Below are 26,251 nucleotides of genomic sequence, written 5' to 3' on the forward strand. Positions count from 1 at the left end.
GCTAGGACCCGGCGTTAAATACGTCTCCGCCGAAACTGTCCAGTCCCGGCGCCCCGGCGTACCCGAGGCGCGGGAGCGAGAAGGCGTCTTCGATGCTGGCCAGGAGGCTGAAGTGGTTGTAGGGCCGGTCCGACGTCGTGCCGCCCTTGGTGAGCGGCGAGAGGACCAGCGCACCAATCCTGCCGCCGGCCGTCCCTCCGGGCAGCAGCCCTGAGGGCCCAACGGTCTTGCCCTCGGACTCGTCGAAGGTGATCACCAGCATCCCGTCCTGCCGGAAGGCCGGGGAATCCAGGATGGCCGGGACCTGCTGGCTCAGCCAAGTGTCGGCGGCGGCCAGTCCGCCTGCGCTGCCGTCGACGCAGGGGTTGTCGTGGCCGTCATTGCAAAGATTGGGCGAAATGTAGGACAGGTTCGGGGTGGTGGCTACAGACCGGAGGTCGCCGCGGAGTTCGCTGAAGTCCACCACGTTGCTCTGGCAGTCCGGTGACGAGGTGATGGCCTGGAAATACACGAACGGGTTGTGCCGCGTTGCGTACTGGTCACCCACCTTGGCGCCCTGGCTGGTGTCCTGCCCGCCGAGTTCGGGATGACGGCACGGCGTGCCCATGTCTTCCATGTAACCCTTCCAGGTCTTGCCTGCGGCACTGAGCTGCCCGGCGACCGTGGGGACCGAGGCCGGATAGACGCAGCCGGCGCCCTCCGCCAGGCCGAGCGCACCCGTCCCCGTCAGCTCAAACGCGGCGTAGGTGGGGCAGTCCTCCCTCGTCATGGCATTGGACGGCTGGCCGGAGATCTGGGCCAGGTAGTTCGGGTTCGAATTGTGGGCGATCCCGTAGTACTTGGAAAGCAGGACGCCCTGGCTGCGGAGCGTCTGCGACAGGTAGGGGGCCTCCGAGCCTGCGCCCCACACCTTGTTGTAGCCCTTGTTCTCGAGATTGATGACGAACACGTGCCCGGGCTTCGACGCCGCCCCCGCGGTGGCGGTGCCCCCGGCAGTGGGACCCGGGCTGGCGCCCGGCGGCCCCGGCTCGCACGCCGCTGCCGACGCCACCAGGACTGCTGCAACAAGCAGCCGCGCGGCGATTCGTCGATGATTTTTCGTGGCAGTCCGGCTCATGGATTCCGGCTTTCTGATTGACCTGTCAGCGTGGATTTGGCGGCTTCAGTGTCTGCACTCTTTCACACCGCGGTCAAGAAAACCCGCGAGGACCCTGCACAGTTGCTGGGAATGAGTTCAGTAGCGAATGCTGTGGTGGTACTTTGCACTCATGGGCGCACCATCGGATTCCATTCCGCTCCTGGACCTGAGTACCGCCAGGGGGCGCGACGGCAGGTTTGACCCGGCGTTTATTGATGCACTGCGCGACGCCACGCACCGGGTGGGCTTCTTCCAGCTGACCGGTTACGGGGCCTCTGCCGCCGAGGTGGAAGAGCTCTTCGACGTCACGCGGCGCTTCTTCGAGCTTCCGCTTGCATCACGGCTGGAACTGGACAACCGGCTCTCGCCGCATTTCCGCGGTTACACGCGGCTGGGCCACGAAATCACCCAGGGGCGGCCGGACGCGCGGGAGCAGCTGGATTTTGGACCGGAGCGTCCCGCCGTGGAGGACTACCCGCCGGATCAGCCGTACTGGCTGGTCCAAGGGCCGAACCTGCTGCCGGACCGGGCGCTGCCCGAGCTGCGCACCGTGTGCATGGCCTGGGCGGAACGGATGTCCGGCGTCGGGGCCGAATTGCTCAGCGCCATCGCCGTGTCGCTGGAACTGCCCGAAGGATACTTCGATGAACCCTTCCGGGACTCACCGGCCTGGATGGCCAAGTTGGTCCACTACGTCGGCGGCGTCGTCGCTGATGCCGGTCCGCAGGGTGTCGGCGCGCACGCGGACTACGGCTTTGTCACCTTGTTGCTCCAGGACCAGGTCGGCGGCCTGCAGGTACTCCCGCCGGGCACGGACAGCTGGATTCCGGTCGAACCCGTTCCGGGGGCCCTGGTCATCAACCTGGGCGAAATGCTCGAAGTCGCGACTCAGGGTTACCTGGCCGCCACCATCCACCGCGTCGAGGCGCCCCCGGCCGGCGTCGACCGCTACACGGTCCCCTTCTTCTTCTCGCCCCGGCTCGATGCCGTCATTGAGCCAGTGCCCCTGCCGCCCGCACTCGCGGCCCGGTCCCGGGGGGTCACCGATGATCCGGACAATCCGATGCTCGCGTCCTACGGCGCAAACGTGCTCAAAGGCTGGCTGCGGGCCCACCCCGAGGTCGCCCGGATTCATCACCCGGAACTGGTCCGGAGCGCCGGGCAGACCTGAACGGCAGCAGTTCACCGGCCAACGTGCCGGGAATGACGGGCCGCCGGGGCGGCCCGGCGGCGTCCCGACTCAGGCCTGTCGCTGTTTCACGGCGCCGGCCAGCGAGGCCAGGCCCTTTTCGAAGTCGGCGCCGACCATTTTGTCCATGTTCATGAACAGGGCGAACACTTTGCCGATGCCTTTGTTCTCCCCGGTCATCGTCCAGGTGACCTGTGTGCCGTCACCGGAGGGCGTGAACGTGAAGGAGGTGGGGTTGACCGCTTTGAAGGGCTTGGTGAATTCCAGACGGATCTTGATGTCGCGCGGCTCGGCCGTGTCCACGATTTCCATGGTGCCGGAGCCGGCCTTGCGGTTTCCGCTCCAGGTGTACTTGGCACCGACGCCGGATTCGCTGCCGGAGTAGCTCCGTTCCATGGCCGGATCAACGGCCTCCCAAGGGGACCATTTGGTCCATTCGTGGAAGCTGTTGACCAGCGGAAAGATCTCCTGCGCCGGGGCTGGAATGACTGCGCTGCGGGTAACTTCATAAGTAGACATGCGGCAATCCTAGGCGGTGACCGGCCCAACCGGGCGCGTGCCCTGCGGGTTCACCCCTTCTCAGCGGCTGCCTCCGTCAGATCGACCACCGGCGAGGCCGCGTTCTTCTTGACGGACTCGACCCCGCCCATGGCACTCGCCTTGGTCTTGTAGCTCTCCGAGGAGGCGATCACCTCGCCGTTGGAGGCCTTAAGCCGGAACCGGAATCCGCCGGACTTGTCTTTGTAGACCTCATACTTGCCAGCCATGCTGCATCCCTGATTTCTCCGTTGTTGTGGCCGGCCGGGGAGCCGGCACGGATCAGATTAGCCCCGCCGCAACCGGCTGACCAGAGTCCTTCGGTTGCCCGGCCCGACCAGGCTCAGGACAGGCCGGTCAGCCCTGCAGCGGGATGACGTCAATTCCCCCGTGCTGATCGGCAACGACCAGAACCCGGGGCGCCGCCACACCTCCAGTGCGGCCGCCAACCGCTTCTCCTGGGCCCCGGCATCGCCCGCGACGTCCCCACCGGCAACGCCAGCACCGGCAGCACCGGCAGCGCCGGCACCGCCGTCGGCCCGTTTCCACACCGTGACGCCGGCCCCGGTGACCTCACCGATGACGCGCCGCAGCGGTGCGGGGTCGGATCCCGCCACGAGGAACACGTGGCCGATGGTTCGCGGACGGACCGGACCGGCCGCGGCGAGCACGGCACGGTCCTGCCGCCACACGGCAAAGTGGTACCCGAACACGAGTCCCGTGGCGACCAGGAGCCCCAGGGGTGCGCGGATCCGGTCCACGAGGCTTCCCCCGCTGACCTCGCCCAGGACGAACTCGAACATCCGGAACCCGATCACCAGCAGCGTGACCACCGCCACCACGGCGCTCAGGCCGAACACGGCCACCAGGTAGATCCGGCGCGCGTTCAGGCCGGCGCCGGCCGCCGCCGCCTGCTCCACGCGCCGCCACGCAAGCCACCAGACCGGGCCGCCAACCAGGAGCGAGCTGATTCCCGCAAGCAGCAGCGTCCGCGCCCCGGAGCCGGCCAGCGGCGTCGCAGTCATGGCGAGGACCGAGTTGACGATCACGCCTATCCCGGACGCTGCCGCGACCAGGGCGACGCCGGAGGTCACCAGCCTGCCGCCCTGAAGCGTGGCCTCTGAGCGCCCGCGCGCGACATTGCGGTGGTAGACCCAGACGAGGCAGCCGATGGCGGCCGCGGACACAGCCGGCGCGAGGGGCTCCAGCAGGAGCTCCTGCGGTTCGGAACGGTCAAACAGCAGGCGAAGCACCACGAAGAGCGCCACCCCGGCTCCGCCCAAGGTCAGAACGCCGGCGCCAAGCACCCCGACCGTGATGAGCGCGACGTCGGCCAGCCCGGTCCGCAGCCTCCGGCCGCCGTCGTGATTCCAATGCCACCACCAGATAATGGTTCCGCCGACGGCCCAGACCAGGGATTGCAGCGCCGACACCCACCACGGTTTGCCCACCGACACCTCCGTCGCGGCTCCCCGCAGGGCGGCATCCAGCAAGGTGGATAAGGCTGCGACGGCGCCGCCCACGCCCAGCACGAGCCCCAGCACCGAGCCGAGCACCGTAGGGACACCGGAGAGGACTGTCGGATTCTTCCGGGGGTCACGCCACATCCACCGGTGCCAGGCCCAGACCGCAGCCCACACCAGACCTGTGGCCAGGGACAGCCGCCACTGAAGGCCCTGCCCGCCGATCAGCGAGGACAGAGTGTTCAGCACGTTGGTGGCCGCGATGAGCAGGGCGAGCAGGTAGGCGCCTGCCAGGTAGAGACCCCAGCCGATGGCGGACCGCTCCTCCGGGTCCTCGAGCCGCCGCCAAACCGCCCACCACAAGAGGGCCGCGAGCGGGCCGCCAATCAGGGCGAACGCCAGCGAGCGCGCGAGCCCGGCGACGTCGTCCGGGGCCAGTTCTGTCCCCGCCACCAGCAGGCGGCCCAGCAGTCCGCTGAGCCCGACGGCGGTGGTCACCACCAGTGCGAACAGCAACGCGTAGGTGATGAGCCGGCGCACTGTCCCTTGGGCGCTCATTGCTTCGCCTCGCCGGTGCACACTGCCAGGGGCCAGGGCACGGTGTCGATCAGCCAGCCGTTGCCCGCCCGAACGAGGTCGAACGCGTCCTCCACCTGGTATTCGGCGCTGCCGAAGGGACCGCCCGGCTCGGACACGGTGATGAGCACCCTCACGTCCGCGGATTCCGGCCGCTCGGTGGTGGACACCAGCGTGACTCGCAGGTTCCGGGCCGAGGGGCGTGACCCGGTTGTGCACTTGCTCCGGGCGGCCGGCGTCAGGTAGGTGGAGGCGGCCGTCTCATCCCCGGCAATGACGGCGGCGGCGTAGCGCTGTGCGACGCCGGCGGGCGTTGACTCGGCCAGGGGCGCGGGCTCCCCGCGGGTGAAGACCACTGCCAGCGCGATGATGACGATCACCGCGATCGCGGCCATGATGGCCAGCAGGGTCCGGTCAGCCCTGGTGCGGCGCGGCTCCCCCGCCTCCCCCGGCTTTTCCGGGCCGGGATCCTCCGGGCGGGGATCCTCCGGGCCGGGCTCCTCCGGGCGGGGTTCCTCCGGCAGTCCTTCAGGCGGCGGCCTCATGGCGCAAGTATGGACGCCGTCCAGCGCACGGTCACGATGTCTTTCGTCCCCTTTCCGCGGCGTCCGCGTCGACGCAGCCAAAGCCAGCCACTACGCTCGGAAAATGGGAATCATGCGCAAAGCCCTCGCCGCTGCTGTTGTGCTGATGGCCGGCCTTCTCGGCGGGGCCCCGGCCGCGCTCGCCACGACGCCGACCGCCGTCGTCATTGAAGACCGCGCCGGGGTGTTGGACCAGCGGACGCTGTTGCCGGCGGTTCAGGCCACCGACTTTTATGAGCCCACCAAAGTTGCGGTCTACACCTATAACGGCACTGCCGCCGACAATCTGAACGAAGAAGTCCTGCGGTTCGCCCGCACCGAACATCCCGAATGGATCAGTGCCGACGGGCAGAAGTGGGCAGACGGACTGTTCATCTTCGCCCTGGATCCGGTGGGCCGGCATGTGGGGACGTACATGGGTGAGGACCGGAAGGTCTCGCCCGAACAGCGCGAGGACATCCAGAACGCCGCCAAAGAGCTGCTTCGCGATGCGCAGTGGACCGAGGGCACCATTGCCGGGATCCGCCGCGGCGCCGAACTCATCAATCAGCCGTGGTACCGTTCCACAGCCTTCCTCGTCACAGCCTGGGCGGCGGTGGCCGCCGCGGTCTGCGGAGCCGCGGCCTGGCTGATCGTGCGGTGGCGGACCCGGGTGTCCAGCCGGAAGGAACTGGCCCGGGGCGACGCCAGCTACGCCAATGTCAGCATGGACCTGCAGGTGACCGAGCTCAACGCCAGCACCATTCCCGAGTCCTCCCGGTACGGGAGCACGGTGCTGGAAAAGCACCGCACGTTCCTGAACCGCTACGGTACGGCCACCGAACTTTCCACCCAGGTACACGCCCTCAGCAGCAGGGACCTGAGCCGCCGGCCCAACCTCAAACTGGTCCGGAGTTACGCCGACGCCGCGGCCGAACTCGACGCCCTGGACGACGTGATCGCCGATACCAATGCCCTGCTCAACCGGGGCTCGTCCTGGCCTGCCGCCTGGGACCGCCAGCTCGCGCCGTTCCGCAACGATCTGGACGGCGTGGAAGACCTGCTCAGCCAGCGCCGGGCCGAGGGAACCTCAGGGACGGCGCTGGCACTGCTGTCCTTCCGCGATGAAAGCCGGCGCGACATGGAGCGCTGGTCGACGGAACTGGCGGACGGCTCCATCACACCGGAATCGGCGCTGGACAGGTTGCGTGACGCCCGGACCCACCTCTCGGAGCTGTTGAAAAATCACGCCGACACCCTGATCCAGGCCTTTGCCCGCAATGAGAAGGAAGCCGGGCTCATGCGCGAGGAAATGGACAGCGCGCAGGCGGGAACGAAGGCAAAATACGGCCGCACGTACGAGCCAAGCATCCTCGGAACGGTGTACCCGTCCTACTACTTCTTCTCGGTCCCGAGCTTCAACACCGGCTTCAGCAGCGGCGTCAGCAGCGTCAGCAGCGCGCGCGGCGGCGGCGCCACCACCGGGTACGGGTCCAGCGGCGGAAGCTTTTCCGGGTCCGGGAGTTCGTCGAGTTTCTAGGGCGCGTCTACGGCCTTAGGGCCCGCCCGCGGCCTTTTCGACGGCGAAATCCCCGCCGGGAAACATGATCGTTTCGTGGCCGTCGTCGAACCGGACCAGGTACGGCGGCGCACCGTCAGCACCCTTCACTTCAAGGATCAGACCGTGCCGGTCCGTGGACTCGACCGTCGTCCCCCGGATGATGATGCGGTCCCCTGCGGTTGCCTTCATGGCGGTCACCTGTATCCCTATTGACGCCTGTGTGCCCGAAGATCATTATGGCTCTTATCGGCTGGGGGGCGCTATGGCCTGAGGTTGAGGAGCCGCGCCGTGAATGGTAAATGTGCAGTTGGCCAAGCAGGAAAAGCAGTCAGCACCCTTTTCCCGGTGATCGGTTTCGCGGCAGGACCGCGCCACGACCCGCCCCCTCCCTCCGCCCACCCCGACGGCCCGGGACACCGGCGACGCCGACGCGGACGTAATCCCGCCAGCCCGTGCACCACGGTGGAGCCAGCGGGGTACCGGCCATGATGAATGCAATCGTGCGCTGGACGCTGCAGTTCCGGCTCTTGGTCCTGGCCGCCGCGGCAGGAATCCTGGCCCTCGGGCTCACCAATCTGCCGGGCATGTCCGTGGACGCCTTTCCGGAATTCGCCCCGCCGCAGGTAGAGATCCAGACTGAAGCCCTGGGACTCTCGGCCGCCGAGGTTGAGCAACTCGTCACCTCGCCCATGGAGGCCGACCTGCTGAACGGGGTGGCCTGGGTTGAAGCCATCCGGTCCAAATCCGTGCCCGGCCTTTCGTCGATCCAGATGGTTTTCAAGCCGGGGACCGACATTTTGCGGGCACGCCAGCTCGTCTCGGAACGGCTGACCCAGGCGCGTGCACTGCCGAATGTTTCGGCGGCTCCAGTGCTCATGCAGCCGCTGTCCTCGACCAGCCGGGTCATGATGGTCCGGCTAACGTCCAAAAACATGTCCGCCATCGACATGTCCGTCCTGGCCCGCTGGACCATGAAGCCCGGACTCCTTGCCGTTCCCGGCGTCGCGAACGTGGCGATCTGGGGCCAGCGCGACCAGCAGCTTCAAGTCCTGGTGGACCCGGCACAGCTCGAAGCCAAGGGCGTCACGCTGGACGAAATCATCAAGACGACCGGCAACTCCGTCTGGGTTTCGCCACTTAGCTACCTGGAAGCATCCACACCGGGCACCGGCGGTTTCTTCGAGACGGGCCACCAGCGGATCGGCGTCCAGCATGTCCTGCCTATCACCACGCCGGAAGACCTGGGCCAGGTTCCTGTCCAAGGTCCGGCCGGCAATCTCCTGCTCAAAGACGTGGCAACGGTGGCAACCGACCACCAGCCTCTGATCGGCGACGCCCTGCTCAGCAATGAAGCCGAGTTGCTGCTGGTCATCGAAAAGTTCCCGGAGACCAACACGATGGACGTGACCCGGGGCGTTGACGAGGTCCTCCGGGAGCTCCAGCCCGGCTTGCCCGGAGTCGTGATCGATACCAGCGTCTACCGACAGGCCTCCTTTATCGACGAAGAGGTCGGGACGCTCGGCGTCGCTGCGCTGATCGCGCTGCTGCTGATCGTTGCCCTGTTTGGCGCTTTCTTCCGTTCCTGGCGTACGGCCCTGATCACCCTGATCACGATTCCCGTCTCGCTGACCGCGGCAGCGCTGGTGCTCGATCTGCGTGGCACCGGGATGAACACCATGGTCCTGGCCGGCATGGTGCTTGCCCTGGCCGTCATCGTAGGCGACGTCGCGGAAGACCTGAACGGCATCGCGCGGGCACGCAGCGCCGCGGCCAGGTCCGGCCACGAAACTGCCGACGGCGGGACGGAGGCCGGCCAGGACCTGTCACAGGACCAGCGCCGACGCGACTCCGTGATCCCGGGCGCCCTGCGGGCAGCCCGCACGCCAATGCTCTACTCGCTGCTGATTATGGCGCTGGCCGTCATGCCCGCGCTCTTTATTTCCGGTGAGAACGGCGCCCTGTTCGGACCCTTGGTCCAGAGCTATCTGCTGGCCCTGGTTGTCTCGATGATCGTGGCGCTCACGGTCACGGCGGCACTGGCGTTCGTCCTTCCGGTCGGTTCCAAGGCGCCGCAACGGCGTTCCCTGGCGCGGCTGCAAGGCGCCTACGGCCGGACCGTGACGCGGCTGACGCAAAAGACGCGGTGGGTATTCGCAGCCGCGGCGGTGCTGGCGGTGGCCGGACTGGCGCTCGCACCCCAGCTGGCCGGGACCCGTCCTGTGGTGCCGGTGCTGGCGGACAAGACGCTGGTGGTGCACTGGAGCGCGATAGCAGGCACCTCGGACCAGGAAATGAGCCGGATCACCGAGGCTGCTGCCGTAGAACTGCGCACCGTCCCGGGCGTGGCCAATGTCGGAGGACACGTCGGGCGCGCGATCACTTCGGATCAGGTCGGTGACGTCAGCTCCGGCGAGCTGTGGGTGACCGTGGCCCCGGACGCGTCCTACCCGGACACGGCCGCCGCCGTCGACCGCGTGATCGCAGGCTACGCGGGCCTGACCAGCAAAATTTCCACCTACCCGCAACAACGCATCGACCGGATCCGCGAAGAAGCCGATAGCGGCTTTGCCGTCCGGGTCTTTGGCCTGGACCCGACAGTCCTGCGGCAGAAGGCGGCGGAGGTCCAAACAATCCTGGAGCACACAGCCGGCGTCGTTAATCCCCACGTCGACCTGCCCCCCGAACAGCCGATCGCCGAGGTCAGAGTGGACCTCGCCGCGGCCCAAAAAGCCGGCGTCGTCCCCGGTGATGTACGGCGCGCGGCTGCCGCCCTGCTGCAAGGCATCGAAGTCGGCAACCTGTACGAACAGCAGAAGGTCTTCTCTGTCATCGTGAAGGGGAATGCGGCCACCCGCAGCAGCCTGGACAGCGTCCGCAACCTGATCATTGACACCCCCAACGGCGGGCACGCCCGCCTCGGCGACGTCGCGCAGGTGACCATGGTCGGGAACGAGTCCGTGATCCTGCACGACGACACCTCGCGGCGCATCGATGTGAAGGCCGACATCCAGGGCCGTCCGCTGGGCGACATCGAAGGAGACATCAACACGGCCCTGCAGCAGATGCAGTTCCCGATTTCCTATCACGCCGAGATCCTCACCCAATACGCCCAGCAGCAGAACAATTACCAGTGGCTCTGGCTGCTCGCGGCGGTTGCCGCGGCCGGCATCCTGGTTCTGCTGCAGACGGCGACGGGGAGCTGGCGGCTCGCCGGCCCGCTCTTCCTGGGCCTGATCCTGGCAATGTCCGGCGGTGTGCTGGCCGCCCAGGCTACGGGCGGGGTCAACTCGCTGGTGGCCCTGGTCGCCTTCGCCGCTGTGCTGGGGATCGCCGTGCGCGGCACACTCCTGCTGACGGGCCAGGTCCGGGATTTACGGGCAACAGATGCTTCGGCGCCCTGGCCTGCGCTGGTGGTCCGCGGAAGCAGGGAGAGACTGGGACCCATCCTGCTGTCGACCGTGATCACGGCCCTGGCGCTTTTGCCCCTGGTCCTTCTGGGCGGCGTCGTCGGAACGGAAATTATCCTGCCGCTTGCCGTGATCATCTGGGGCGGCCTGCTGACAACAACTTTCTTCACCCTGTTTGTTGTGCCCGCTGTGCTGCTTCGGTTCGAGCCGAAGCAAGCACCCAGCGCGCGGACCGGTCAGGGCACCGCAGCACCAACGGAAAGCCAGGATGCGTCGTGAACTCCACACTTTCGCCGAGGGGCCACAAGGTCGCGGTTTTCATCCTTGCGCTGTTCGTGACGGCGTTCACCGCTCTCTCCGCCACAGGTTGCGCCCAGGCGCCGGAGGCCGCACCGTCCGAAGGCGAACCGGCGGCTATCGCTGAAGTCCCCGGCACGGACCTTCACCGGCTCACCCTCACCGAGCACGCCATTGAACGGGTCGGGATCGCGACAGCTGTGGTTGCCGTAGATCCCAAGACCGGGAAGCTCACCGTCCCCTACGGGGCCATACTCTACGACAGCTCGGGCAACGCATGGGTCTACACCAACCCCGAGCCCCAGGTCTACGTCCGCCAGTCCATCACCGTCCAGCGCATCAATGGCGACGTCGCCGTCCTGACGGACGGGCCGCCGGCAGGGACCGTGGTTGTCACGACAGGGGCCGAGGAACTTCTCGGCACCGAATTCGATACGGCCGAGTGACATGCGCTGGCTCATCGGGATCAGCCTCCGTTTCAAGACGGTTGTTGTCGCCCTCGCGTGCGCCGTGATGCTGCTCGGTTCCCTGCAGTTGGGTGCCGCTTCCGTGGATGTCTTCCCGGAGTTCGCCCCGCCGCGCGTCGAAATCCAGACCGCATGCCTCGGGTTGACCGCCCAGGAAGTCGAAGAGCTCGTCAGTGTGCCGATCGAGGCCGCGGTCAGCGGCATGCCGGGTCTGGACGAGATACGGTCCAAGTCCGTGCCCCAGCTGTCCTCGATCGTGCTGCTCTTCCATCAGGGCACTGACCTGCTCAACGCCCGTCAGCTCGTATCGGAACGGATGGCTTCGGTGACTGCGGCGCTGCCCACGTGGGCGGCCCCGCCGGTGATGCTGCAGCCGCTGTCCGCGACCAGCCGCGTGATGAAGATCGGGATGACATCGTCGGAACATTCGCTCATCGAAATGTCCATGCTGTCCTACTGGACCATCCGGGCCCGGCTGCTGCGGGTCCCCGGGGTGGCCAACGTGGCCATCTGGGGCGAGCGGCTCCAGATGCTGCAGGTCCAGGTGGAACCTGACAAGCTCAAGGCCCAGAACGTCTCCCTCAACCAGGTCATGGAAGTCACCGCCGGCGCCCTCGACGCCGGGCTGCTGAAATACTCGCCCGGACGCTTCATCGGCACCGGCGGCTTCATTGACAGTCCCACCCAGAGGATGGGGGTCCGGCACGTCCAGCCGATCCAGACCCCCGCCGATCTGGCCCAGGTGACCATTCGGGAAAAGGACGGCGTGGCGCTGCACCTGGGCGACGTTGCCCAGGTTGTCGAGGACCATCAGCCGCTCATTGGTGACGCCGTGATCAACAACGGGCACGGGCTCATGCTGATCGTCGAGAAGCTGCCCTGGGGCAACACACTCGACGTGACCAAAGGCGTGGAGGAGGCCCTCCACGAGCTGCAGCCGGGCCTGAGCGGTATCAACTTCGACACCACGATCTTCCGCCCGGCCAGCTTCGTTGAGGAGGCGATCTCCAACCTCAGCATCGCGCTGCTGCTGGGCTGCCTGCTGGTGGTCATGATCCTCGTGGCGTTCCTCTTCCAGTGGCGCACGGCCCTGATCAGCATCGTCGCAATTCCGTTGTCCCTGCTCACCGCCGCACTGGTGCTCTATTTCACCTCCAGTGCGATCAACACGATGGTCCTCGCGGGGCTGGTCATAGCCGTGGGCGTCGTGGTCGATGATGCGATCATCGACGTCGAGAACATCATGCGCCGGCTTCGGCAGCGACGAGCCCAGGGCAGTGACGAATCTGCGGCATCGGTGGTTTTGAAAGCCTCCCTGGAGATGCGGAGCCCCATCGTCTACGCGACCCTGATCATTGTGGTCGCCGCCGTACCGATCTTTTTCCTGGACGGGCTGACCGGCGTCTTCTTCCGGCCGTTGGCCGTCTCCTACACCTTGGCTGTCCTGGCCTCCATGTTCGTGGCGCTGACAGTGACGCCGGCCCTTGCCCTGATTCTGCTGGGCAATGCCAAACTGCAAGAACGCGATGCGCCGCTGGTCCGTGTGCTCAAACGCGGCTACCACGCCGCCCTGTCCAAGGCCATGAACCGGCCCCGGTTCGGCTACGCAGGCTTTGGCGTGCTTGCCGTCGTGGGCTTGCTCCTCGCTCCCCTGATGGGCTCGTCCCTGTTCCCCACGTTCAAGGAACGGGACTTCCTGATGCACTGGATCTCGGAACCGGGAACCTCTGCCGCGGAAGAGTTCAGGATCTCCCAGCGCGGCTGTGAGGAATTCCTCAAGGTCCCCGGCGTCCTGAACTGCGGCACGCACATCGGGCAGGCATTCGCCGCGGACGAAATCGTCGGTGTCAATGCCGGCGAACACTGGATCAGCATCGACCGCCACGCCGACTACGACGAGACGGTGGCCGCCGTGGAGGAAGTGGTCAAAGGTTACCCGGGGCTGCACCGTGACGTCCAGACCTATCTGAAGGAGCGGATTGAAGAGGTCATCACCGGCGCCAGCGAGCCCATCCTGGTCCGGGTCTACGGAGACGACCTCAACGTGCTACGGGAACAGGCCCAACGGGTCAAGACCATCATGGACTCGATTCAGGGCACCCAGAACCCGCACGTCTCCCTCGAGGTGGAAGTCCCCCAGATCGCCGTGACGGTTGACCTGGCCGCGGCGCAGAAGTACGGCCTCAAACCGGGAGATGTCCGGCGTGCGGCCGCGACACTCGTGGCAGGCGAGGAAGTCGGCGACGTCTTCCGGGACGGCCGGGCCTACGACGTCCAGGTCTGGAGCACCCCGGCCACCCGCTCGTCCGTCACCGCCATCGAGGATCTGCCCATCGATACGCCCAGCGGAGCGCGGGTTCGCCTCGCCGACGTCGCGGACGTGAGCCTGCAGGCGACGCCGAACCAGATTGATCGCACCAACGGATCCCGCCGCGTCGAGGTGGGATCCTTCCTGGCCCAGGGAGCGGACTTGGGAACCGTAGCCGGCGAGCTGAAGTCGCGGCTGGAGAACTTGGATCTGCCAGCAGGATACAGCGTGCAGCTTCTCGGCGAATACACCGAGCGCGAGGCGGCAACGAACCGCCTGATGATCTACTCCGCGGCGGCCCTTGTCCTGATCCTCCTGCTGCTGCAGGCGTCCTTCCGCAGCTGGCGGCTGGCCATCCTGTCGCTGCTGACGCTGCCGGTAGCCCTGGTGGGCGGGGTCATAGCCGCCTACATGACCGGCGGCGTCCTGTCCCTCGGGTCCCTCGTTGGCTTCCTCACGGTGATGGGGATCGCCGCGCGCAACGGCATCCTGCTGATCAACCACTGCCAGCATCTGGAAACCTATGAAGGCCAAACCTTCGGCCGCGACCTGGTGATGCGCGGGGCGGCGGAGCGGCTCTCGCCCATCCTCATGACTACCCTGGCCACCGGGCTGGCCCTGGTACCCCTGGTTGTCATGGGCAACATCCCGGGCCATGAAATTGAACACCCCATGGCCGTGGTTATCCTGGGCGGCCTGGTCACCTCCACCTTGCTCAATCTGTTCATCGTGCCCTCGCTCTATCTCCGGTTCGCCAAGTCCAGGAAGACCAAAGAGAAGGAACGCGCTGCCGCCGGACCGGTGTCCGTCTAACAGCGGCCGGCGCCAGAACCCCAACCATCAGAACAGGGCGGCGGTCACGGTCCGGGTGAGCTGCTGAATGACCTGGGTGCGGGGGCCCATATCGGAGTAATTCCTGCCGCGGGTGTACACGACGAACACGAAGGCCCGGCCGTCCTTGTCCAGGACGGCCGCGTCATGCAGGTTTCCGAACAGCAGCCCGTACTTGTGGTGAACCCCTACCCCGGGCGGAACCGCCGGCGGGATCAGTGTCTCAAAGTTGGTGTTCTGCATATAGGACAGGAGCTGGGCGGTGTTGCGGGCATTGAGCAGCTGTCCCGTGTAGAGCAACTGGAGGGTCCTGGCCATTTCTGCGGGCGTCAGCAGGTTGACCGTGCGGTCGTAGGTGATCCCGATCGAGGCGGCGTAATCCGTGATGCCCCGCGCACCGACCGCCCGCAGGATCAGCGCCCACGAATCGTTGTTGCTCTGCTGGACCATCCGGCGGATCTGGGTGCCGGCAGTCGAGTTGCCCATGGGGGCGGTCAGCGAGGCGCGGCCGGTCTCAACGAGGTGGTAATACGCCGACGCGGCCAGAATCTTTGCCGTGCTGGCGGCCACAAACTTGTCCTGGATCCCGTAGCCGTGGACCACGCCGTCGGAGACATCGATCAAGGAAACCCCCAGGGCATAGGCACTGTTGGCCGCGATGATCCCGTTGATCTGGCTGTCCAGTTCCGGGTCAATGGCCGGGACCGCGACGGCAGGCACGGCGGGGATCTCAGCGGGCTTCCCGGCGGCCGCCGTGACGGCGCCGGCCGCGGGCGAAGCAGTTGCTGGCGAAGCAGTTGCGGGCAGGTCAGATGCCGGCGGAACGGTCCGGCCGGCATCCGTGACCGGCGCCGTCGGCGTCGCTGCGGCGGCCGGCGGGTCAACGGGTAGCGCCGCCTGGACGCCTGCATAGACGCCGGCAGCCACGAGGGCCAGTGCGACGGCGGCCGCCGTCAGATACTGTCGCCGGGTCCTCCCCTCACGCCGGGCGCGGGACCGCAGACCGGGCCGGGAACCGTCGTTGGCCCGGTGCCCGCCGGAGCGGTAGTGCCGCGGGGCCGCCTCAGGCTTCGGGACCGGCCCCGTGCTTTCGTTCGAATCGTTCGAAGGCATCATACTTCCCCGAAGGTGACTGACCGCGGTGGGGCCATAGACTTCCAGCATTCTTCCCGCAAGCGGCTTCCCGCGCAAGGGCACGGCTCCGGGAAAAAGTGGGTCTGCCATCCGAAGCAGCGGCGTACGCTGGTGAAAACGTAAGGAGCGGCGATGCGCAAAATCATCCTGGCCATGCAGGTGTCCCTCGACGGATTCTTCGAGGGCCCGGACCGCGACATCAGCTGGCACATGGTCGACGACGAGCTGCACCGCCATTTCAACCAACAGCTCAGCACCATGGGTGCCTTCCTTGACGGCCGCGTCACTTACGAGCTGATGGAAGGGTTCTGGCCCACCGCGGACCAGGACCCGGCCGCCGGCGCAGTGATGGCCGAGTTCGCCCGGATCTGGCGGGACATGCCCAAGATCGTGTATTCCCGGACGCTGACATCTGCCGCCTGGAACACCACCGTGGTCCGGGATGTGGTGCCGGAAGAAGTGCTGGCCCTGAAAGAGCGGCCGGGCGGGGACCTGGCCCTCGGCGGGGCAGACCTGGCCGACACCTTCCGGCGGCTCGGGCTGATCGACGAATACTGGCTGTACGTCCATCCGGTCCTGATCGGACGGGGCCGGCCCATGTTCAAGGCTGCGGACAGCAAAGCCCAGCTCCGGCTGCTGGAGACGCGCGCCTTCGGCAACGGGGTGGCGCTGTTGCGCTACGCCGCGTAGCCGGCACGGAGGAGCAGCCCGGCTTGCGGCACCCCGCTGCGTCACTTTCTTAAGCGTTTCTTAACGGGCTGGCGGAAGAGTGGGAGTCGTCGCCTGTCCGGGCGCCCTTGTCCCGAGCCGGAGGATCCCATGACTGGACCTGCCCCTGTTAAGAGCGATGCGCCGCTGGGCGATGCTGGAGCACTCAGCCGAAGTGGAGCACCAAGCCGTCCCGACGCCGTGCGCCCCGCCGCGGGTCCCCGGCTGTGGGCCCTCCCCCAGGTCCGCCACTGGTTAGTGCTGGGCGTCCTGCTGTCGGCCGCCGTCGTGGCATTGGGCCTGGCGGCGCAGCTGACACCCGGCTTCAGTGCCGCCGAGCTCGGGGTCGATCAGGACCTGAGCCAGCACCACGCCGCCGCCCTGACCGCCGTCGCGATGGCGCTGAATGTTGTGTTTGGCCCGGTGGCGGGCCTCGCGCTGATCGGCGCCGCGGCGCTGTACATCTGGCTGTTCCGCGGCGGCCTGGCCAAGGCGATTGCCTTCGGCCTCGTGGCATCATCCGGCTGGGTGGCAAGTGAATTCTTCAAGCTCCTCGTGGCCCGCCAGCGGCCCAGCCCTGCCCTGCTGTTCGATCCCCTGGCTCCGGAAACGGGTTCCAACAGCTTCCCGAGCGGCCACGTGTCCTTTGCGGTGGCACTGGGATTCGCAGTGTACTTCCTGGCCCGTAGAACCCGCTGGGCCAAGGTCACGGCCCTCGCGGCGGCCGTGATGGCCCTCGTCGTAGCCTGGTCACGGCTGTACATCGGCGTTCACTACCCCACTGATGTCGCGGCGTCGTTCCTGGCCTCGACCGCAGCCGTGGTCCTGCTCGCGGGACTGTGGAACCTTCTCGCGCCGCGGATAGCGGAGCGGATTCGGGCCCGTTCGGGCAGCCGGCCGCTGGGCAGTGAGGAGAAATGAGAATGCCCGCCATGGACGTTTTTGCCGCCCTTCCGGCCGTCCACGCCGCCGCAACACTGTCCCTGCTGGACCCCGCAAGCCTGCTCGCCGGGTTGGGCCCGGCCGCCCTGGGTGTGATCGCGGTGATGGTCTTCATCGAATCGGGCGTGCTCTTTCCCTTCCTGCCCGGCGACTCCCTGTTGTTCACAGCAGGACTTCTGCACCAGCAGCTGCAACTGACGTTGCCCGTGCTGATCGGCGTCGTCACCGCGGCCGCGGTCGCCGGGGACCAGGTCGGTTACATGCTCGGACGGAAATTTGGCCGGCGATGGTTCAAGGACGACGCCCGGATCCTGAAGACAGCGCACCTGACCACCACGGAGGACTTCTTCCGCCGCCACGGCGGGGCCGCCGTCGTGCTGGCCCGCTTCGTCCCCATGGTCCGGACGTTTGCTCCGCTGACCGCCGGGACCGCGCGCTATGACTACAAATCCTTCACCCTGTGGAATATCACCGGCGCCGTCGCGTGGGCAGCCTCCGTGACGATGCTTGGCACCTGGCTGGGGCACTTTGACATCATCGCCAGGAACATCGACGCCATCGTCGTGGCCATGGTGCTCGTCTCCGTCGTGCCGGGGGTGGTGCAGCTCCTCAAACGCCGCCGGAACTCCCGCGGCGCAGCCGCAACCGCAGACAAAGCCGCCGGCGACACGGCAGAAGAACCCGGGGCCGGACTGCGGACTGAGGAAATGGCCGCGGAAGAATAGCTGACATGACCTCCGCTGACCTTCCGTCCCTGCTGCTCGTCGAGGACGACGCCGTCCTGGGACCGCTCATCGCCGAGCTCCTGGACCCGGACTACCGGGTCCAGTTGGTCACCAACGGCCGCGACGGCCTCCACCAGGGGCTGACCGGGAGCTGGGACATCATGGTGGTGGACCGCGGGCTGCCCGGCATGGACGGCATCGCCCTCATTACGGCTTTGCGCTCGAAAGGCATTGCCACGCCCATCCTGATCCTGACCGCGCTGGGCGATGCCGACGAAAAAGTCAGGGGCCTGGACGCCGGCGCCAACGATTACGTGACCAAGCCGTTCGACGCCGGCGAACTGGCAGCACGCCTGCGCGCACTGACGCGGACTTTCACTCCCCCGGCCCCGGCACCGGTGGCGATCGGGGACTGGGAACTGGATCCAACGCAGCGCTCCGTCCGTTCCGTCTACGGGCAAACGGTGTCACTGACCGCAAAGGAAGGCCAGCTGCTGGCTGCCCTGGCCGCGGAACCGGACCGCGTCTTCACCCGGGATGAGCTCCTCGCGGCGTGCTTCCACGCCTCGGAACAGCCCGGCGTGATCGATACCTATGTTCATCACCTGCGCCGGAAGATCTCCAAAGCAGTGATCCGCACGGTGCACGGCCTCGGATACCAGATCGGCGAAGCCCATGAGTGACGGACGGCCGGCCGGCGGAAATCCGGACCACTCCATCCTGCGCAAGGCTTCCCTCAAGGTCGCGGTGCGGATCAGTGCTGCGTGCGCGGTCATGGTTCTCGGGCTGCTCGCCGCCACGGCGCTATACCTCACGAACCAACTGGCCCATCCTGAAGTGCCGGGCACGGCGGGGGCCGGGACGGCCTACACCTACCTGGATTCCAAGGACGTCCTCGAAGCCATGATCATCGCCGGGGTGGCGGGAATCCTGCTGGCCGGAATCGTCGGGTGGCTCAGTGCGCGCAGCGCGATTCGTCCCCTCAGTGATGCCCTGGCAAGGGAGCGGCGTTTTGTCCAGGACGCCAGCCACGAATTGCGCACGCCATTGACCATCCTGGACACCAGGATCCAGCTGGCCCAGCGCAACACTGTGCCCGGCTCCAGGCAAAGCCACGACCTGGCCCGGATCCGGGAGGACGCCGCGACGCTGACAGGGATTGTCAACGAACTGCTCCTCGCGGCAACCGCGGAGGCCCCGGACCGTTCCGCGCCCCCTGCCGACCTCGCCGACGCTGCCGCCAGCGTCGCCGGCAGCCTCCAGCAGGTGGCAGAGCAGCGCCAGGTGCGTCTGGAATTCTCTGCCGATGCCCGGCCGCTGGCCCGGATCGAGAAGAATGCGCTGCGGCGTGCCGTGCTGGCCCTGGCGGACAACGCGCTGGCCCACACGCCTCCGGGCGGCCGCGTGTCCATCACGACCTCAATCGAGCAGAAGCGCGCCGTGATCACGGTGGCGGACTCCGGGACCGGAATCACCGGCGTCGATCAGGCCCGGATCTTTGACCGGTTCGTGCGGACGGCCGGCACCGGCACCTCACAGGGACAGCGGAGCTTTGGCATCGGCCTGGCCCTGGTCCGGGAGATTGCTGTCGCGGCCGGGGGCAGCGTCGAAGTGGCCGCGACGGGCGACGAGGGAACCGTCATGAAGTTGACGCTTCCGCTCATGGGCAGCGGGAATCCCTGAGGTCCATCCGCCGGGGAAAGATATGCCATCGGGATCCCGGACTCCCGAATGCGGAGACAGGAAAGACCGGCGGTCGAGTTGCCCCCAAGGGAACTCGAGCGCCGGTCTTTCCGGACTGTCTGGCCCCGGGTCGGGGCCGTGCGGCTTAGGCGCGGACGAACGTCACGCCGCCGGTCGCGGTGAGCCAGGACAGCGGGTGGACCATGGTCTGGTTCTTGCCGTTCATGCCGCCACTGACCACCTGGCCGTTGCCGGCGTAGATGCCGACGTGGCCGGACTGGACCACCATGTCACCGGGCTGCGGCGTCGCCACAACGGTTCCAAGGCCAAGGAACGCGCGGGGACCGATGTCGCCAACGGGCTTACCCGCGGCGCCAAGGGCCTTTTCCACCATGGCGGTGCAGTCCTGGGTGATGCCCACCTGGCTGTAGGCGGCCGAGAGCATGATGGCGTTGCGTCCGCCCGCGGGCGCCGCGGCCGGCGCTGCTGCCGGAGCTGCTGCCGGAGCGGCCTGCACCTGGATGACCGGCTTGGCCGGAGCCTTGGGCGCTGCCGCCGGGGCTGCAGCGGGAGCCGGAGCCGGTGCGACGGGCTGTTCGATGACCGGCGCGGCAACAGAATCCACTGCGGGGCGCTCGAAGCTGATCTTGACGCTTGAATCGGCGCTGACGGGGGCACTGACCTGTCCGGTGACGTCGACGTTCGACGCCGGAGCAGAGTCACGCTGCACGGGGGCGGTGGCGGCGTTGGCGGCCATTCCGCTGGTCAGGACCAGGCCGGATGCGGCGGCGAGGACGGCGGCATGGCGCGCAAAAGTATTGACTGAAGTCATGAAAAATGTAGCCTCTCCCAATGCCTGCGAGGTGAGCTGTCGGATTCGGATGGGAGGCACCCGGCCGCACTCCCGGGCCCGTCGTTGCGGGCACTGTGCGGCTTCACCCCAAGACCTGCATATCAGCAGATCAAAAGTGGTTTCCCCGTCTCTGCCGGACGTTGATGCGAGTTACCCCCGGGCCGCGGCAGAGTTAGGCAATCGGCTGGGGAGCGCCCGTATCGGAGACAACAGGCACTCATCAACCGTAGCGCGAACCGCACCCGAAAGTCACATTCAGGTAACGGAGCCGTGATGCCGGGCCGCAATTTGCCCATAGGGCGGCGCCGTTTCCGAACATAGGATGATGCCATCAGCACCACCGGAAGCGGAGGCCCGAAAATGAACAGCCATTGTGTCGCCATCTGCCAGTTGAGCACTCAGCCCCAAGAGGATTTCGACGTCAACACCGAGCTGCTGATCCTCGACGGCGGGGACGTCCACGTGAGCACATGGGACGCGGAACCGCGCGACGGGGGTTTCGACGAGCACATCCTCAATGACCGGGTGGACGCGCTCGGGTACATGGTTGTCAACGACTGGGCTTTCCTGGACGGCAAGGCCTATGCGGTGGTGGAACGGCGGTCAGGCCCGGCGCCGGCCGGCCGCCGCGAACCGTGACCTTCCTGTCGCTGGCGCTGATCGCCGTCATCGCCTTGGCTGGCCCCCTGCTGGCCCTGCCGGCGCGCTGGCACTTGCCTGTCATGCTGGGTGAGCTGCTGGCCGGCATCGCGATCGGGCGCTCAGGCCTGGCCCTGGTGGACCCCGCGGACCCGACGTTCACCCTGCTGGCCAATATCGGGTTTGCGCTGATGATGTTCGTGGCAGGCACCCACGTTCCCGTGCGGGATCCGCACATCCGTGGCGCCCTCGGCAAAGGCTCCCGCCGGGCGATGGTGGCCGCAGCGGCAGCGGTGGTGATCGGAACCGGCATCGGACTGCTGTTCGGGACTGGACATGCTCCCCTCTACGTCGTGCTGCTGGCCTCCTCGTCGGCCGCCCTGGTGCTTCCAATCGTCGATTCCCTGCGCCTCGGCGGGCCAGATGTCGTCGCTATGACAGCGCAGGTGGCAATAGCCGACACAGCCTGCATTGTGGCGTTGCCGCTCCTGGTGGATCCGCCCCACGCAGTCCAGGCGGCGCTGGGTGTCCTCGCGGTGACCGGGTGCGCGGTAGTGCTCTTTGTCGGCTTGCGCTGGCTGGAGCGCCAGGGAATCCGTCGGCGCGTGCACCGGCTCTCGGAAAGCCGCAAGTTTGCCCTGGAGCTACGGATCCAGCTGGCCGTGCTCTTCACCCTGGCCGGTGTCGCGACATGGAGCAATGTGTCTGTGATGATGGCAGGCTTTTCTTTCGGCCTGGTGATGGCTGCGGTCGGCGAACCGCGGCGGCTGGCCCGGCAACTGTTCGCGCTCAGCGACGGCTTCCTGGATCCGCTCTTCTTCGTGTGGCTGGGTGCATCGCTGACGCTAAGGGACCTGGCCGGGCACCCGGACATGATGGCCCTCGGCCTGTTGCTGGGGGCCGGGGCCCTGCTGGCCCACGCCGACCTGGCTTTCCTGGGACTCCCACTGTCGCTGGGGGTGTTGTCGGCGGCCCAGCTTGGCGTACCGGTGGCTGCGGCGAGCATCGGCACGCAGCTTCAGGTCCTGCTCCCAGGCGAAGCCGCGGCCCTGCTGGTGGGAGCGCTGGTCACCATAGCCGCGGGCGCCGTCGCCGGGTCACGGGCGGCGAGGACTTTCGCGGTCCCGGCAAATGCCGGCGGCAAGTCCGGAAATTCCGGCAGCGCCGTTGGGCAGGGCGATCCGGGGGGTCCGAAGGCCTGACAGTCCGGATGTCTAAATGCCTGGGCCAAAGCCGAGCCGGCGGCGAAATTTCGGAGCGTCATTCTCCAATGGACGTGAATTGCAGCTCCGGCCTCCACTTTGCCATCTCTGCCAGGACCCGGGAGACGGCATCCCGGACAGCTGTGCCGTCGGCGTCGAACGTCCCGCCCGGCTCGCCGAGCACCGCGTTGGCGTGCCGGAGGAACCTGTCCCAGTCCCCCGCGCCCGCGCGCAGCGCCAGCAACGGCGAGAGAAGCGCGGCCCGGCGCAGCCAGGCATCGGGCTCGCGCACCCACCGGTCCAGCACGCTGTCGGCCCGCACCCTGGCCAGAACATCGAGTCCGTCCACCAGGGGCCCGACGACGTCGACGGCGAGCGGATCCACAAGGTCCCGCACCCGCGCCTGCCGGATGAAGCCCTCCAGCCGGGTGAGGTCGGAGTTGGTCAGGAGCTTCACGTTGGCCTGCAGCAGGACCACGGCGGCCAGCCGGCGCTCGAAAACCGGCGCGGCCCCCCGTCCGGAGCCTCCGAGCCCGGAGCCCCACAGTTCGGAACTCAGCGCAGTGACCTCATCGCGGGACAGCCCGGGATAGCGGCGGCCGGCATCCCGGACCGTGCCGCGCACGGCGCCCACGGACGTGCCGTAGAACCGGAGGCCGCTGCCCGCCGGCTCCGTTTCCAGCCGCGCCTGAAGCTGCTCAGCGCGGCGCCAGGAAGCTTCGCGCTGCAGCGAGAGGTCGATGAATTCGCCGGCATCACTCACCTGTCCATTCTTTCCCCTCGCGGCTCGCGGCGGAAACGCGGTGCCAAGCTGTCCTGGGAGGTGGGCCCAGACCATCTGCCTAGACTGAACTGGCAAGCCTCCGATCGAAAGCGGTTTACGCAGCCATGCACACCAAGCTGACACTCGCCATCGCACTTTCCGCCATGACGCTGGGGGTGGCAGGATGCGCTGCCCCTGCGCCATCTACCGCACCGTCGCCTGAGTCACCTGCGGCATCCGCGGCGCCGGCCCCTGATTTCGCATTAGACATCACGGGGGCGCCCGGCCGGATCGCCCAGGCCGGCCTCACGGTGCTGACGGCGGAGGGCAACGTGGACCACTATCACGCACATCTGGACGTGCTGAAGGACGGCAAGCCCATCGCGGTGCCGGCCAATATCGGCATCACCACCGGAGCTGACCACAGGGCCAACGGCATCTCAGCACTGCACACCCACGACACCACGGGCGTGGTCCACATCGAGTCCCCCACCGCCGGCCAGGTCTTCACACTCGGGCAGCTCCTGACGGAGTGGGGCGTCCTCGGTGGCAACGGCGCCCCCGGCACCGGCGGGGGTTCGCTGGATGGCTGGACCGTTTACGTGAACGGCCGGAAGTTCGACGCCGGGATCCGGGACCTACCGTTCAAGGCGCACGACGAGATCGTCCTGTCCTACGGCACCGCGCCGGCGACGATCCAGGCCTCCTACGATTTTCCGCCCGGAGAGTGAGGTGACCGGGGGCGACGGCGGGAGGCATGCCCCTACCTGCACAACTGTGCAGCAGTCTCCCCACGCAACCCCAACTGGCACCAGCGCCGTCGAAAAATGCATGCACAAACGTGCATGTTGGAGCGATCCGCGGAGCACCTTCCCTAGCGTGAATTGAGAGACGTGAGTCGGATCACAGCGGGGCTGATCCCCTACCTCACTTCCATTTCCACAGACCGTCACAGATGACGTGTCCAACCGAAGAGGTAATCCGTGCCATACCCGAAAACGCCCGCAGCACTCGCGGCGCTGGCAGCTGCGACCTCGGCGCTGCTCGGCGCATCCCTGATGGGTGTGCCGGCGGCCCAGGCCGACACCGTTGACGTTTCGCCGCCCGGCGCGAATGACTGGTCCTGCAAGCCCTCGGCAGCCCACCCCTACCCGGTGGTCCTGGTGCCGGGAACCTTCGAAAACATGGCGAAGAACTGGGCGACGATGTCGCCGGCGCTAAGGAGCCAGGGCTACTGCGTTTTCGCGCTGAACTACGGTGCGACCAACGGCGTCGACGCCACGGGCCCGGTGGCAGACTCAGCCCGTCAGCTCGCCCCGTTTGTCGACAAGGTACTGGCCTCGACGGGTGCCAGGAAAGTTGATCTCGTGGGCCACAGCCAGGGCGGCATGATGCCGCGCTACTACCTCGGTTTCCTTGGAGGCGCGGACAAGGTGAACCACCTTGTGGGCATCGCCCCGTCCAACCACGGAACCCGCGGGCTCATCACGCCGACACCGGACGCCGTTCCGCCGGCCACCTCAGTGGGAGGGTCGAATTGCCAGGCCTGCGCCGACCAGCAGGCAGGTTCACCATTCCTCACCGAGCTCAACTCCATTGGCGACACGGTTCCTGGTCCGGCCTACACGGTGATCTCCACGACGCACGACGAGGTGGTGACGCCCTACCCCAGCCAGTTCCTCGCCGGCCCGGCCCAGCAGGTCACCAATATCACCATCCAGGACAAGTGCCCGGCAGACGTGATTGACCATGACCAGGCGCCCAACGACCCCGTCACCCAGCGCCTCGTGTCCGACGCTCTTGGTCAGCCGGCCGGCCGCCCGGGCAACCCGGCGTATCAGCCCAGCTGCGTGTAGCGCGGCACCCCGGGCGGAGGCGGCATGCGGAACGTCCCGGATCCGGGAGGTTTGCGGGCTGAGGTAACGGTCCGGTAACGTTGGCGGCTGGCCGTGAGGCCCGGCCCGAATGCAGGGCCCCGGACCGCCCCTTTGCAGGGCCCCGTTGCGCCGTTCGGCGTCTGCTCGCCCATGCCTTGCGGCAGGGGCCGGATGAAACTTCCCGCATTATCCGCCGCCCAGGCAGCGTCGGTTGTGCGTGCCAGCCACGAAAGCCCGGAGGGGTCCGTTGTTCAAGAAAACACCGCTGTTCAATAAATCAACGTTCAAAGATGCACGGCCGAAGGCACGCTCCACGGCACCACAGCTCAACAAAGTAGCGATTGCGCTGAGCCTGGGCGCACTGTCCCTGACCGGCTGCAGCGCCGGTCCCACGACGGGCGCCGCAGCCGTTTCACCGGCCACCGGGGCCGCGCATTCTGCTGCGGGCTCCACGTCCCCGGCGGCAACCCAGGCCGCGCATCCTGCCGCGAAGGCCACAGCCTCGGTGGCCGCAGCGCCGAACCCGGCGGTCCCCTCGGCCCCCAAGCCTGCCACCGGCACCACCGGTGCACCTGCGGCTCCCGGAACCGATGCGGCACCTGCACGGGCCGCCGCGCCGGTCGCGCCTGCGGCTGGCGCCCAAGCGGGAGCCGCTCCGGCGCCGACGGCGGTAACGGCGCCCGTCGCTGCCCAGGCCGCCGTCGCCGCGACCGGCGACGGTTCCCAGGCCGCCACGGCACGGGGCTGGGGTTCGGTTGTCGCGGGTGACGAGTTCTCCAAGGCCGGCGCCCCCGACTCCACCAAGTGGAGCGTCTTCAAGGGATCCGGACATGCCGGCAAGGGTGTCAGGAGCCCGCAGGCCTGGTCGGTTGCCAATGGCGTGGCCACAGTCAGCGGCGACTCGGCCGGCACCACGGGCGGCATGTCGGCTAAATTTGCGCAGCAGAAATACGGCAAGTGGGAGACGCGCATGCGGACCAGCGCCCGGGACCCGGAGTACCACCCCGTGCTGATCCTGTGGCCCAACAACAACACCTCCCCCAACTGCGCCGAGATCGACTACGCCGAGGGCAGCACCAACACCGCACAGATCAAGTTCTTCCTGCACTATGCCTGCGGCGGCTCGAACTTCCAGACCACGGCGGCCAAGACGATCGACACCACCCAGTGGCACAACTACGCAGTGGAGTGGACCCCGGCCGGCATCACCGGTTACATCGACGGCGTCAAGACCTTCTCCGACACGAACCCCGCGCACCTGCCCTCCGTGGGCATGCACCAGACACTGCAGCTGGACTGGTTCCCCGACGGGTCGGCCACCAAGCCTTCACAGATGCAGGTCGACTGGGTCCGCGTCTACAAGTAGGACCGGCAAATCGCCAGGCAGC

Annotated in this window: 24 protein-coding genes and 1 riboswitch; of the genes, 15 read left to right on the forward strand and 9 right to left on the reverse strand. The window is 67.4% G+C overall.

The genetic code is table 11. From position 1 onward, the window contains the following. Position 1: 1 nt before the first annotated feature. Positions 2–1,117 carry an alkaline phosphatase family protein gene (locus tag AC1DGD_RS11305; protein ID WP_476856839.1) on the reverse strand — a complete coding sequence of 372 codons (1,116 nt, stop codon included), beginning with the start codon at positions 1,115–1,117 and terminating at the stop codon, positions 2–4. A gap of 151 nt (positions 1,118–1,268) precedes the next feature. On the opposite strand from AC1DGD_RS11305, the gene AC1DGD_RS11310 reads away from it, so the two are divergent. Next, positions 1,269–2,309 (forward strand): isopenicillin N synthase family dioxygenase, encoded by a 1,041-nt coding sequence (locus tag AC1DGD_RS11310; RefSeq protein WP_476856840.1) that lies wholly within the window; start codon positions 1,269–1,271, stop codon positions 2,307–2,309. 69 nt (positions 2,310–2,378) lie between these two features. On the opposite strand, the gene AC1DGD_RS11315 is transcribed toward AC1DGD_RS11310, so the two are convergent. Genes AC1DGD_RS11315 through AC1DGD_RS11330 form a run of 4 tightly spaced genes read right to left on the reverse strand, consistent with a single transcriptional unit; the run spans position 2,379 to position 5,448 of the window. Beyond that, a complete protein-coding gene (locus AC1DGD_RS11315) occupies positions 2,379–2,846 on the reverse strand; it encodes an SRPBCC family protein (RefSeq protein ID WP_476850034.1) in 468 nt (155 codons plus the stop codon). A 50-nt stretch (positions 2,847–2,896) separates the two neighbouring features. Further along, complete coding sequence (locus tag AC1DGD_RS11320; RefSeq protein WP_223916785.1) at positions 2,897–3,094, reverse strand: YegP family protein; 198 nt, start codon at positions 3,092–3,094, stop codon at positions 2,897–2,899. 57 nt (positions 3,095–3,151) lie between these two features. Beyond that, entirely contained in the window at positions 3,152–4,885 is a 1,734-nt protein-coding gene (locus AC1DGD_RS11325) for a DUF5671 domain-containing protein (RefSeq protein ID WP_476856841.1), read from the reverse strand. Further along, positions 4,882–5,448 (reverse strand): LpqB family beta-propeller domain-containing protein, encoded by a 567-nt coding sequence (locus AC1DGD_RS11330; RefSeq protein ID WP_476856842.1) that lies wholly within the window; start codon positions 5,446–5,448, stop codon positions 4,882–4,884. Before AC1DGD_RS11330 ends, AC1DGD_RS11325 begins: the two co-directional genes overlap by 4 nt. Positions 5,449–5,551: 103 nt before the next feature. Between AC1DGD_RS11330 and AC1DGD_RS11335 the strand changes: the two genes are divergently transcribed. Continuing rightward, positions 5,552–7,006 (forward strand): DUF5129 domain-containing protein, encoded by a 1,455-nt coding sequence (locus AC1DGD_RS11335; protein WP_476856843.1) that lies wholly within the window; start codon positions 5,552–5,554, stop codon positions 7,004–7,006. A 15-nt stretch (positions 7,007–7,021) separates the two neighbouring features. Here the strand turns inward: AC1DGD_RS11335 and AC1DGD_RS11340 are convergent, their stop codons facing one another. Then, complete coding sequence (locus tag AC1DGD_RS11340) at positions 7,022–7,216, reverse strand: DUF1918 domain-containing protein (protein WP_476850038.1); 195 nt, start codon at positions 7,214–7,216, stop codon at positions 7,022–7,024. 296 nt (positions 7,217–7,512) lie between these two features. On the opposite strand from AC1DGD_RS11340, the gene AC1DGD_RS11345 reads away from it, so the two are divergent. From AC1DGD_RS11345 to AC1DGD_RS11355, 3 genes are read left to right on the forward strand one after another with little or no spacing between them, the layout of a single operon-like run. Then, on the forward strand, positions 7,513–10,713 hold the full coding sequence (locus AC1DGD_RS11345; RefSeq protein WP_476856844.1) for an efflux RND transporter permease subunit: 3,201 nt from the start codon (positions 7,513–7,515) through the stop codon (positions 10,711–10,713). Continuing rightward, the gene (locus tag AC1DGD_RS11350; RefSeq protein WP_476850040.1) at positions 10,710–11,177 is read left to right on the forward strand and encodes a hypothetical protein; all 468 of its coding nucleotides are present in this window, start codon (positions 10,710–10,712) and stop codon (positions 11,175–11,177) included. The genes AC1DGD_RS11345 and AC1DGD_RS11350 overlap by 4 nt, the downstream gene beginning before the upstream one ends. 1 nt (position 11,178) lies before the next feature. Beyond that, a complete protein-coding gene (locus tag AC1DGD_RS11355; RefSeq protein WP_476856845.1) occupies positions 11,179–14,319 on the forward strand; it encodes an efflux RND transporter permease subunit in 3,141 nt (1,046 codons plus the stop codon). Between the two features lie 27 nt (positions 14,320–14,346). Here the strand turns inward: AC1DGD_RS11355 and AC1DGD_RS11360 are convergent, their stop codons facing one another. Continuing rightward, on the reverse strand, positions 14,347–15,450 hold the full coding sequence (locus tag AC1DGD_RS11360) for a serine hydrolase (protein WP_476856846.1): 1,104 nt from the start codon (positions 15,448–15,450) through the stop codon (positions 14,347–14,349). Positions 15,451–15,603: 153 nt separating this feature from the next. Between AC1DGD_RS11360 and AC1DGD_RS11365 the strand changes: the two genes are divergently transcribed. From AC1DGD_RS11365 to AC1DGD_RS11385, 5 genes are all read left to right on the forward strand, one after another. Beyond that, entirely contained in the window at positions 15,604–16,161 is a 558-nt protein-coding gene (locus AC1DGD_RS11365; protein ID WP_476856847.1) for a dihydrofolate reductase family protein, read from the forward strand. Between the two features lie 129 nt (positions 16,162–16,290). Next, positions 16,291–17,100, forward strand: a complete 810-nt coding sequence (locus tag AC1DGD_RS11370) for a phosphatase PAP2 family protein (protein WP_476856848.1) — start codon at positions 16,291–16,293, stop codon at positions 17,098–17,100. Between the two features lie 2 nt (positions 17,101–17,102). After that, positions 17,103–17,846 carry a DedA family protein gene (locus tag AC1DGD_RS11375; RefSeq protein ID WP_476856879.1) on the forward strand — a complete coding sequence of 248 codons (744 nt, stop codon included), beginning with the start codon at positions 17,103–17,105 and terminating at the stop codon, positions 17,844–17,846. Positions 17,847–17,851: 5 nt separating this feature from the next. Then, positions 17,852–18,529: a response regulator transcription factor gene (locus tag AC1DGD_RS11380; RefSeq protein ID WP_476856849.1), complete on the forward strand. Its 678-nt coding sequence runs from the start codon at positions 17,852–17,854 to the stop codon at positions 18,527–18,529. After that, entirely contained in the window at positions 18,522–19,529 is a 1,008-nt protein-coding gene (locus AC1DGD_RS11385; RefSeq protein WP_476856850.1) for a sensor histidine kinase, read from the forward strand. The genes AC1DGD_RS11380 and AC1DGD_RS11385 overlap by 8 nt, the downstream gene beginning before the upstream one ends. Positions 19,530–19,674: 145 nt before the next feature. Here the strand turns inward: AC1DGD_RS11385 and AC1DGD_RS11390 are convergent, their stop codons facing one another. Beyond that, positions 19,675–20,361 (reverse strand): hypothetical protein, encoded by a 687-nt coding sequence (locus AC1DGD_RS11390; protein WP_476850047.1) that lies wholly within the window; start codon positions 20,359–20,361, stop codon positions 19,675–19,677. Between the two features lie 7 nt (positions 20,362–20,368). Further along, positions 20,369–20,571, reverse strand: a riboswitch (cyclic di-AMP (ydaO/yuaA leader). Between the two features lie 201 nt (positions 20,572–20,772). Between AC1DGD_RS11390 and AC1DGD_RS11395 the strand changes: the two genes are divergently transcribed. Then, positions 20,773–21,021, forward strand: coding sequence for a hypothetical protein (locus AC1DGD_RS11395; protein WP_223916806.1), 249 nt, complete (start codon positions 20,773–20,775; stop codon positions 21,019–21,021). After that, entirely contained in the window at positions 21,018–22,223 is a 1,206-nt protein-coding gene (locus AC1DGD_RS11400; protein ID WP_476856851.1) for a cation:proton antiporter, read from the forward strand. Before AC1DGD_RS11395 ends, AC1DGD_RS11400 begins: the two co-directional genes overlap by 4 nt. Before the next feature lie 58 nt (positions 22,224–22,281). Here the strand turns inward: AC1DGD_RS11400 and AC1DGD_RS11405 are convergent, their stop codons facing one another. After that, positions 22,282–22,986, reverse strand: a complete 705-nt coding sequence (locus tag AC1DGD_RS11405) for a DNA alkylation repair protein (protein WP_476856852.1) — start codon at positions 22,984–22,986, stop codon at positions 22,282–22,284. Positions 22,987–23,111: 125 nt separating this feature from the next. Between AC1DGD_RS11405 and AC1DGD_RS11410 the strand changes: the two genes are divergently transcribed. The 3 genes from AC1DGD_RS11410 (at position 23,112) to AC1DGD_RS11420 (ending at position 26,229) form a co-directional block, all read left to right on the forward strand. After that, positions 23,112–23,717, forward strand: a complete 606-nt coding sequence (locus AC1DGD_RS11410) for a hypothetical protein (RefSeq protein WP_230009212.1) — start codon at positions 23,112–23,114, stop codon at positions 23,715–23,717. Between the two features lie 327 nt (positions 23,718–24,044). Continuing rightward, a complete protein-coding gene (locus AC1DGD_RS11415) occupies positions 24,045–24,842 on the forward strand; it encodes an esterase/lipase family protein (protein ID WP_476856880.1) in 798 nt (265 codons plus the stop codon). A gap of 268 nt (positions 24,843–25,110) precedes the next feature. Then, the gene (locus tag AC1DGD_RS11420) at positions 25,111–26,229 is read left to right on the forward strand and encodes a glycoside hydrolase family 16 protein (RefSeq protein ID WP_476856853.1); all 1,119 of its coding nucleotides are present in this window, start codon (positions 25,111–25,113) and stop codon (positions 26,227–26,229) included. The last annotated feature ends 22 nt before the right edge of the window (positions 26,230–26,251 follow it).

It is taken from the genome of Arthrobacter sp. 05T45 (assembly GCF_056395875.1).